This window comes from Nocardia sp. NBC_00403, from assembly GCF_036046055.1.
Lineage (GTDB): Bacteria > Actinomycetota > Actinomycetes > Mycobacteriales > Mycobacteriaceae > Nocardia.
This window is the reverse complement of record NZ_CP107939.1, coordinates 6,009,766-6,017,479: the sequence shown is the minus strand read 5'-3', so window position 1 is coordinate 6,017,479 and position 7,714 is coordinate 6,009,766. Positions and strand designations below refer to the sequence as shown.

Here is a 7,714-nt window from a genome sequence, read left to right as displayed (position 1 = left end):
GGCCGATCAGCCGTGCACGTTCAACGGAGGGCAGGGCGGGAAGGCGACCGGTAGGGCGGTCAAGGCGCGGTGGAAGGGACCTGGCCGCCAGACTGGTTCCCCGGTCGGGAGGTCTGGTCGCATCTCGGGTAGCGCATCGAGGAGTTGGTCGATGGCGTCTTGCGCGATGAGGTAGGCCGAGGATTGCGCGGGGCAGGCGTGTGGGCCGATGCCCCATGCCAGGTGGGCGCGATTGCCTGCCTGGTTTTCGGTTCGGATGGTGGGGTCGTTGTTGCATGCGGCCATGCTGATGACGACCGGCTGATGGGCGGGTAGCCAGACGTCGTCGACGAGGATCGGTTGGCGTGGGTAGCTGATCAGGAGGTTGGCCAGTGGTGGGTCGTTGAACAAGACTTCGTCGAGGGCTTCGCGGGAGGAGAGGTTTCCGCCCATGACGCTGCCGCCGAACCGGTCGTCGGTGAGGATCACCAGTAGGGTGTTGACGATCAGGTTCAGTAGGAACTCGATCCCTGTGCCGTAGACCTGTGCTACGTGGTTGACGACTTCCATTTCGTCGAGTTCGGATGGATGTTGTAGTAGCACGGTGGTGATGTCGTTTGCTGGTTCGGTTCGTTTGAGTGCTACGAGTTCCAGTAGTGCTTCGAACAGTATCTTGTTGCCGTTTTCGGCATCGACTCCCTCGACGATGGCGGCCGTGCCGGCGGCGACTCGCTGCCCTATTTCCGGGGGGCAGCCGAGCAATGTGTTGACGACCTGGAACACGAGCGGGAACACGTATTGGCTGATCAGGTCGGCTTTGCCGTCTTGGCAGAAGGTGTTGACCAGCGGGATGGCGATGTCTTCCACGATGTCGTGGAGCGCGTAGAGGTCTATCGCGTCGAGGCTTGCGGTACTGGCCTGGCGGTAGCGTGCGAAGTCGAGGCCGGTGCTTCTGCTTGCGAGTGGTCGCCATCCCAGCAGTGGGAGGATGGGGCAGTCGGTGGGGATGTTTTTCTGCCAGGTGCGGGGATCGGCGGGGAAGTGTTCGGGATCGTTGAGGATTCGCACTGCGGTGTTGTAGCCGATCACCAAGGTGGCGGGTACCTCCGGCGCAAGTTCCACCGGTGCCAAAGAGCCGTATTGGCTGCGCATTTCGCGGTAGGCGCGGTGTGGATCGGCGGCGAATTCCGGCGCGTGCAGCGGCACTCGTGGGTCGTTGGAATCGGTCGGTGAGCCGTGGTAGACCGGGCAGGATCGGGCTTGGAGCTGGGGCGGCGTATTCAAGGATGGAACTCCAGACAATTCGTGTGCACGGCGGGTGGTGTAGCACGATTCCGGGCCGAATCGCTGCTCCGGAGAGCGCGGTTCCTGGTTCCGGCCGGAACCGCTCGATGGTATAGCGACACGTTCGATATCGAACGCCCATGCGTGGCAACATTGGTCCGACCAGCTAGATCGGCCGGTGTGTGGTGTGCGGTGAAACTTGTCGTTCCGACTCGATCGAGAGCGGCACCCGGCGGCGGCGGGTACTGCTCTGTCCGATGACCGAGTCGGGCGGCGGTTCGTCAGACGCCGAGGGCGCCCAGCGAATCGTGATCGTCCAGGGCGGTGGCGATTCGCTTCAACAACGTCAAACAGGTTTCGTCCGTTTGCATCTTGGGCTGGTACACCGCTCGGCCGATGGTGAATGCCCAGGCCGCGTAGGCGAACATGGACTGCTGCCGATAGGCCAGCCAGGCATCGTCGAAGGACGGCGCTTTGCCGCCGGCGCGTGCGAGCTCGTCGAGGTAGAGCTCGAGTAGTTCACGGTCCCACGCGCGCCGGTCTTCGGGCTCGCAGCCCGAGTTGACGGTGTACGCGAAGTCATGGGCCCAGCCGCCGTGCATCACCACCTGCCAGTCGGCGAATCCCATGCGGCCGTCGCTGGTCACGTAGGTCTGTCCGATGTGTGGGTCGCCGTGCAGCAACGTCTGCGGCATATCGTTGGTCGCGATGTCGATCGCCCGCTCGACGCCGGCCCACAACCGTTCGCTCTGACCGTAGAGGGTCTCGGGTATCACCGCTTCGGCTCGCTCCATGCCGACCGCGCAGCGACCCTTCATATCGATCGAGGACCGGATGGCGGCGAGGAAATCATTGGGGTTCTTCAGAGTAGCGATCGACGGATGCTCCCAGAAGGTGCCGTGTAGTCGGGCGAGATTGCGGACCAGATCTTCGATCTGGGTCCGGGCGATCGGGGCGTTCGGCTCGATGAACACCGCGCCTCGAGTTGCGGCAACGTCTTCCATCAGCACAATGGACCGCCACGACGACGAATCGAAGGTGCCCCAATAGCCGAGCGGCGCCTCCAGCTCGACCTGGGGGCGTAAGTCCATGAAGAAGCGGGTTTCGCCGTCGATCATTTTTCCGCCACCGAGCAACATGCGCTGGCTGAAGGACGTGGTGGTCTTCGCGAACAGTTCGGTCGGCAGACCGGCCTGTGTGCCTGCTTCGTTGTATTCGACGCGAATCGCCGCCCGCGTGGACGTGCCGCTGCTGCCGTTGGTGGTGCTGAACGCGACGACCTCGGCATCGGCGACATCGCGACACAGAACAGCCGTCAGCCATTGGGCGGTGATCGCGGCACCTGAGGCGGGGACATCGCCGACGCTCCTGGCCTTCGGTCGGGTGATCTTCTCGCGCAGCACATGACCACCGACTGTGGCGACCCGACCGAGCAACCAGAGTTTGTGGTTCATTCGTTTACCTCGATTCCGAGGTGTGACGAAAAATCCTGAGCAACTGTCCCGTTCACGAACACGTGCCGTAGGACAGTACCCGATGCGTTCGGATCGGTTGTGCGACAACAATTTCGCTGATTGTGGCGTGATCGCGACGGCCGGTGGTTCTTTCGGGTGATTGGAAGCGCACGTGTCGAGCTCGGGGGACGGGGAGCGACTCGGCGATCTCGGGCCCGAACTGCCGAGGTGACCGCGATCCGAATGCTGCTCGAGCTTCGTCGTGTTGCTGACATAGCGGTGGAGCAGCGTCGGCGCATGGGTCGGATCGGCGTCATCCCAGGCCAGGGTACCGATCATTCCGTATCTAACGGCCCGATGTGCAGCGGCGAGATTCGTCGAGTCGGATCTTCGGGAAGGCGTTTAGGGAGCATCTCTGGGGGGAAAGAGGTGTTGAAGGCAGATTTACGGCATATTGTAGAACCCGTTGAATGGTCCGTTGACTAGCGGTACATTCGGGAGCGATCCGATTGTTCGGGGTGAAGGGCTTCCCACCATGACCACAGTTCGTTCCGGTGAAGACTCGCAAGCGACAGGTTCGTTGCGGACCGAAGACGTCGGCTACCGCCAGAGCCTCCGACCACGCCAAGTGCAGATGATCGCCATCGGCGGCGTTATCGGCACGGGTCTCTTCCTCGGCGCAGGAAGCCGCCTGGCGAATGCGGGCCCCGGTTTGTTCATCGTGTACGCGGTGTGCGGAATGTTCACTTTCTTCATTCTGCGTGCCCTCGGTGAATTGGTGATGCACCGCCCGTCATCGGGGTCGTTCGTGTCGTATGCGCGCGAGTTCTTCGGTGAGAAGTACGCATTCGGCATCGGCTGGATGTACTTCTTCCACTGGTGCATGACCGGAATTGTTGATATCACTGCCATAGCCACCTACTTCCATTACTGGCGAGCCTTCCAGGGGGTTCCGCAATGGGTGATCGCATTCGTGGCATTGATGTTGGTGCTGGGCATCAACATGGTGTCGGTGAGATGGTTCGGTGAGCTGGAGTTCTGGGTCGCGCTGGTGAAGGTCGTTGCGCTGGTGGCATTCCTGATGGCGGGAACGGTCTTTCTGGTCGGCCGGTTCCGCATTCAGGGCCAGGAAACCGGTGTCAGCGTGGTCGAGCACAGCGGTGGATTGTTTCCCACCGGCATACTGCCGCTCGTTATGGTCACTACCGGTGTGGTTTTCGCCTATGCCGGGGTGGAATTGGTCGGGACGGCGGCGGGGGAGGCCAAGGATACGGCCAGGGTAATGCCGCGCGCGATCAACTCGATCATCGCCCGAATAGCGGTGTTCTATGTGGGATCGTTGGTCTTGCTTGCCCTACTGCTGCCGTACACCAGTTTCAAGGCGGGTGAGAGCCCCTTCGTGACCTTCTTCTCCAAGCTCGGCCTCGGCGGTGCCGCGGCGCTGATGAATGTGGTGGTGCTGACGGCGGCGTTCTCCAGCCTCACCGCCGGCTTCTACGCGACCGGCCGGATCCTGCGGTCGATGTCGACGAATGGCAGCGCGCCCGCCATCATGTTCCGGATGTCGACCAGGGGCGTGCCCTTCGTCGGGATTCTGGCGACCGGTGCGATCGCGCTGTTCGGAGTCGCACTCAACGCCGTCATGCCGGAGAAAGCGTTCGAGATCGTGCTGAACGTGTCGGCCTTGGGCACCATCACATGCTGGTCGGTGATCGTGCTCAGCCAGTTGCAGTTGTGGCGCTGGTCGCGCACCGGCCGGGTCGTGCGCCCTGCGTTCCGGCTGCCGGGGTCTCCATTCACCGGTATTGCCACACTTGTGTTCCTTGCCGGAGTTGTGACACTGATGGCGACGAACGATGACGAGGTCCAACGGTGGGCAGTGCTCACGACAGTGCTTGTCATGGTTCCGGCCCTCGTCGTCGGCTGGTTCGTGGCCCGGCGGAAGATGGCGAGCGTCGCGCGCCTCCGAATGGGATTCATCGCGCTGCTCCCGGCGGTCGCTGAGATGCGGTCGGTCGGCTACGAGGATCGTCGGCACCGGAACGCAATTCCGCCCTCGACAGCTATCTCTGACCGGGAAATCAAGTGAAAGCTACAGAGAGAATTACGAATTCGGGAAGGTTCGCGTGGCAGTCCGATTCTGACAGGCACAACCCCAAGCCGGCATCGAGTCGGTGGGCGCCGATACACCCCCGAGGTCGGTGACCGGGGCCGGCTCGGAATACGGTGCGACCAAGCAGGTCTACGCCATCTCGAACCGTTCTCTCATCCGCGGAGTCGCCTGGTCGAGAATCCTGATTCGGCTGGGTGGAGGGTGGTAGATCGGGCTGGACCACCGAACTGCAATCATGGCGGCATGACATCCGCGGTATATCTGATCACCGGTATTCAGGCCGCCGGGAAGTCCACGATCGCGCAGGCGCTGGCCGAGCGGTTCCCACTCTCGGCACACGTGCGTGGCGACACGTTCCGGCGGTTCGTCGTCGGTGGGCGGGCGGAGATGAGTCCGCAACCGTCACAGGACGCGCTGGCGCAGCTGCGGCTGCGATACGGATTGGCCGCGGACACGGCCGACGCTTATGCGGCAGCGGGTTTCACCGCGATCGTCCAAGACGTCGTGCTCGGTGGTGAGCTGCCGTGGTTTGTCGATCAGATCCGGACCAGGCCACTGTATGTCGTGGTGCTCGCACCGCGGCCGGACATTGTCGCGGTGCGCGAGGCGGGGCGTGACAAGGTCGCCTACGGTGCCTTCACCGTCGAGGATCTGGACACGGGATTGCGTGCGACGACACCGCGCATCGGATTATGGCTGGACACTTCCGATCTGACGATCGAACAGTCCGTCGACCAGATCCTCGCTCGCGCCGAACCCGTGCTCGAATAGCCGTCAGCAACCTATGCGCCACACGCAGGCCCGAAAGCGGCACCGCCTAGATCTTTTCGGGCAACACCGTCGTCGGCCCACCTCGAGGCGGGTCGGTGACCGGTACGGCGGCGGGCCCGGAGATCAGGGTGAGGGAGGCGGTTGCGGGGCCGTCGAGGAGAGTGCCGTCCGCGGTGAAGCGCGAGCCGTGGAGGGGCAGTCCCAGGACTTTTCGGCGTCATTCCAGCGGACTATGCCGTAGAGGTGGGGACAGATGGCGGAGACTTCGGTGGTTTTGCCGTCGACCGTGCTGACGGCTGTGGGCTGGAGGCCGTGGCGTTCGACGTGGCCACAGCCTTCGGTGGGGATCGGGCCACGCGTAGTCAACCGGTCGAAAGGCGCAGTGCGACGGCGCTGTTGGTTTGCGCCGCCGAAGGGATTGCTTTGAGTTCGGCGGGGCGCCAGCTGGTGAGGCCGCCGGACCACCGCGGCGGTTTGCCGTTGATGCGGCCTGCGAGGGCGAGCGCGGCGGCGATGCCATTGGTCAGTCCCCATTTCGCGTAACCGGTCGCGACCAGGATGCGTTCCCGGCCGGGCCGAGACGTCTACCCTCGACCACCGCCACCTCGACGCCGCTCTCGGCCAGCAGCAACGCGGTCACCAGACCGGTTAAGCCGCCGCCGATCACGACGGTGTCGAAGCGGAGTCCCGGCGTCAGCCGCAGCCGCGCCGGCACCTTGGCGTCGTTCAACCAGAGTGGCGTCATATTCCCGGCATAGCCGATATCGGTGCCGTGAAACGTTGGAATGCGTGTCGATTAGACCGGCTGACGCCGGGTATGCGGTCACTGTTGATCATCCAATTATTGGAGGTGAAATACCGTGCCCGAACACAAGAGCGGACCACACGAAGGTTTCGAAGGTGCCGTCGAGGGCGTGAAGGGCACTGCCAAGGAAGCGGCAGGAGCCGTTCTCGGCAATGACAATCTGCGGGACGAAGGCCGAGCCCAGCAGGAAAAGGCGGCATCGCTGCGTGACGCGGCGAAGAAGGAAGCCGAAGCCGAAAAGGCAAGGGCCGACGCAGATCTGGCAGAGCTGCGGGAACGGACGCGACAGCAGTAACGCCCTGATCGACCGCGAGGTTGCCCGGTCTCACAACCGGGCAACCTCGTTCGTCCAGATGCTCAGCATGCGCTGACGGTGCGTTGCACCAATTCTTCCTCGGTGGCCTCGTGCACCGCGATCAGTCGCATGAGCTCTCGGATGGCAGCACTGTTCTCGGTGCCGGCCGACGACAGGATTTCCTCGATCAGCTCGGTCATTCGCTTGTGCTGTGCATGTAAGAGATTCACGACATTCTGTTGATGTCGGGTTGTCATGTCTTCACCTCCCTGTTTCGTACCAGGAGTCCGTGGCGCGCAATATCGGGGTGACCGGCAGCCGGATCAGTTGAAACCCGCAAGCCCGGACGCGAGGTCCGGAATATCCAAGGCATCGAGCACCTGCTGGCGGACATCGGGGCAATGTTCGAGGGTGATCGTGTCGATGATCTTGCGGTTGGCGATGACGACGTCGTTGAGGCCGCCGTTGCGGGCTGCCCAATTGTGCACGGTGCCATTGAACGAAATCTTGCCGAGCACGGTGCCCTCATCGCGCCAGGTGCCGACCTCTGGTCGAATCATGTCGCAGAGCTGGGTGGCCGCCGCGGTGGTGATCTCGTCGGTATTGGGCGCGCCCGAAGAACTCGAGGGCGCAGGAATCGAGATCGAGATGCTGTTCGTCGTCGGTGTCGCCGGCGCCAGATCGGGTTCGCCGTTGCCCGAGCATGCCGCGAGCTGAGCACCGGCGGTGAGTAGTCCGGCGGACAAGACGATCCGCACTGCAATACTGAGCCGATTCACTTCTCCTCCTCGATATCGGATGATGCCGATATGGTGGCGTCGCGTTCCGATTACCCGGAGAAGTACCGCTCAATCGGTGGCTGCTGTTGCGGGCGATCGGGCCTACGCGGTGACGTCTCCCGGTGCGTGCGGGCGCAGCCCGGCGGTAGGGACGATGCGCGCGGCATTGGATGCGTGACGCGCCGAACGATAGTCGGAGAAGCCCATTCAGTCGCAGCGGCGAGGCGTGCGGAA

General features: G+C 63.1%; 8 protein-coding genes and 1 pseudogene. 3 read left to right on the top strand and 6 right to left on the bottom strand.

Annotated features, from left to right (window positions below):
- Positions 1-6: 6 nt before the first annotated feature.
- Positions 7-1,263, bottom strand: coding sequence for a cytochrome P450 (locus tag OHQ90_RS26815; protein ID WP_328402028.1), 1,257 nt, complete (start codon positions 1,261-1,263; stop codon positions 7-9).
- Between the two features lie 281 nt (positions 1,264-1,544).
- Positions 1,545-2,717 (bottom strand): aminoglycoside phosphotransferase family protein, encoded by a 1,173-nt coding sequence (locus OHQ90_RS26810; RefSeq protein WP_328402026.1) that lies wholly within the window; start codon positions 2,715-2,717, stop codon positions 1,545-1,547.
- A 535-nt stretch (positions 2,718-3,252) separates the two neighbouring features.
- Between OHQ90_RS26810 and OHQ90_RS26805 the strand changes: the two genes are divergently transcribed.
- Both OHQ90_RS26805 and OHQ90_RS26800 read left to right on the top strand, forming a co-directional pair.
- On the top strand, positions 3,253-4,806 hold the full coding sequence (locus OHQ90_RS26805; protein ID WP_328402024.1) for an amino acid permease: 1,554 nt from the start codon (positions 3,253-3,255) through the stop codon (positions 4,804-4,806).
- A 267-nt stretch (positions 4,807-5,073) separates the two neighbouring features.
- Positions 5,074-5,601, top strand: a complete 528-nt coding sequence (locus OHQ90_RS26800) for an AAA family ATPase (protein WP_328402022.1) — start codon at positions 5,074-5,076, stop codon at positions 5,599-5,601.
- A 46-nt stretch (positions 5,602-5,647) separates the two neighbouring features.
- On the opposite strand, the pseudogene OHQ90_RS39565 reads toward OHQ90_RS26800, so the two are convergent.
- Positions 5,648-6,176 (bottom strand): annotated as a pseudogene (locus tag OHQ90_RS39565) (Rieske 2Fe-2S domain-containing protein); the annotation flags it as partial.
- Positions 6,125-6,346: an FAD-dependent oxidoreductase gene (locus OHQ90_RS26795; RefSeq protein ID WP_328402020.1), complete on the bottom strand. Its 222-nt coding sequence runs from the start codon at positions 6,344-6,346 to the stop codon at positions 6,125-6,127. The pseudogene OHQ90_RS39565 and the gene OHQ90_RS26795, both read right to left, overlap by 52 nt.
- A gap of 115 nt (positions 6,347-6,461) precedes the next feature.
- Between OHQ90_RS26795 and mbp1 the strand changes: the two genes are divergently transcribed.
- Entirely contained in the window at positions 6,462-6,701 is a 240-nt protein-coding gene (mbp1, locus tag OHQ90_RS26790) for a microaggregate-binding protein 1 (RefSeq protein ID WP_328402018.1), read from the top strand.
- 62 nt (positions 6,702-6,763) lie between these two features.
- Here the strand turns inward: mbp1 and OHQ90_RS26785 are convergent, their stop codons facing one another.
- Both OHQ90_RS26785 and OHQ90_RS26780 read right to left on the bottom strand, forming a co-directional pair.
- Positions 6,764-6,958, bottom strand: a complete 195-nt coding sequence (locus OHQ90_RS26785) for a hypothetical protein (RefSeq protein ID WP_328402016.1) — start codon at positions 6,956-6,958, stop codon at positions 6,764-6,766.
- A gap of 66 nt (positions 6,959-7,024) precedes the next feature.
- Positions 7,025-7,480 (bottom strand): hypothetical protein, encoded by a 456-nt coding sequence (locus OHQ90_RS26780; protein ID WP_328402014.1) that lies wholly within the window; start codon positions 7,478-7,480, stop codon positions 7,025-7,027.
- Positions 7,481-7,714: the final 234 nt, after the last annotated feature.

Excerpts from the sequence above, each read along its gene's own strand:
- OHQ90_RS26810 (WP_328402026.1), bottom strand. The coding sequence starts at position 2,717 with ATGAACCACAAACTCTGGTTGCTCGGTCGGGTCGCCACAGTCGGTGGT.
- OHQ90_RS26805 (WP_328402024.1), top strand. The coding sequence starts at position 3,253 with ATGACCACAGTTCGTTCCGGTGAAGACTCGCAAGCGACAGGTTCGTTG.
- OHQ90_RS26800 (WP_328402022.1), top strand. The coding sequence starts at position 5,074 with ATGACATCCGCGGTATATCTGATCACCGGTATTCAGGCCGCCGGGAAG.
- OHQ90_RS26795 (WP_328402020.1), bottom strand. The coding sequence starts at position 6,346 with ATGACGCCACTCTGGTTGAACGACGCCAAGGTGCCGGCGCGGCTGCGG.
- OHQ90_RS26785 (WP_328402016.1), bottom strand. The coding sequence starts at position 6,958 with ATGACAACCCGACATCAACAGAATGTCGTGAATCTCTTACATGCACAG.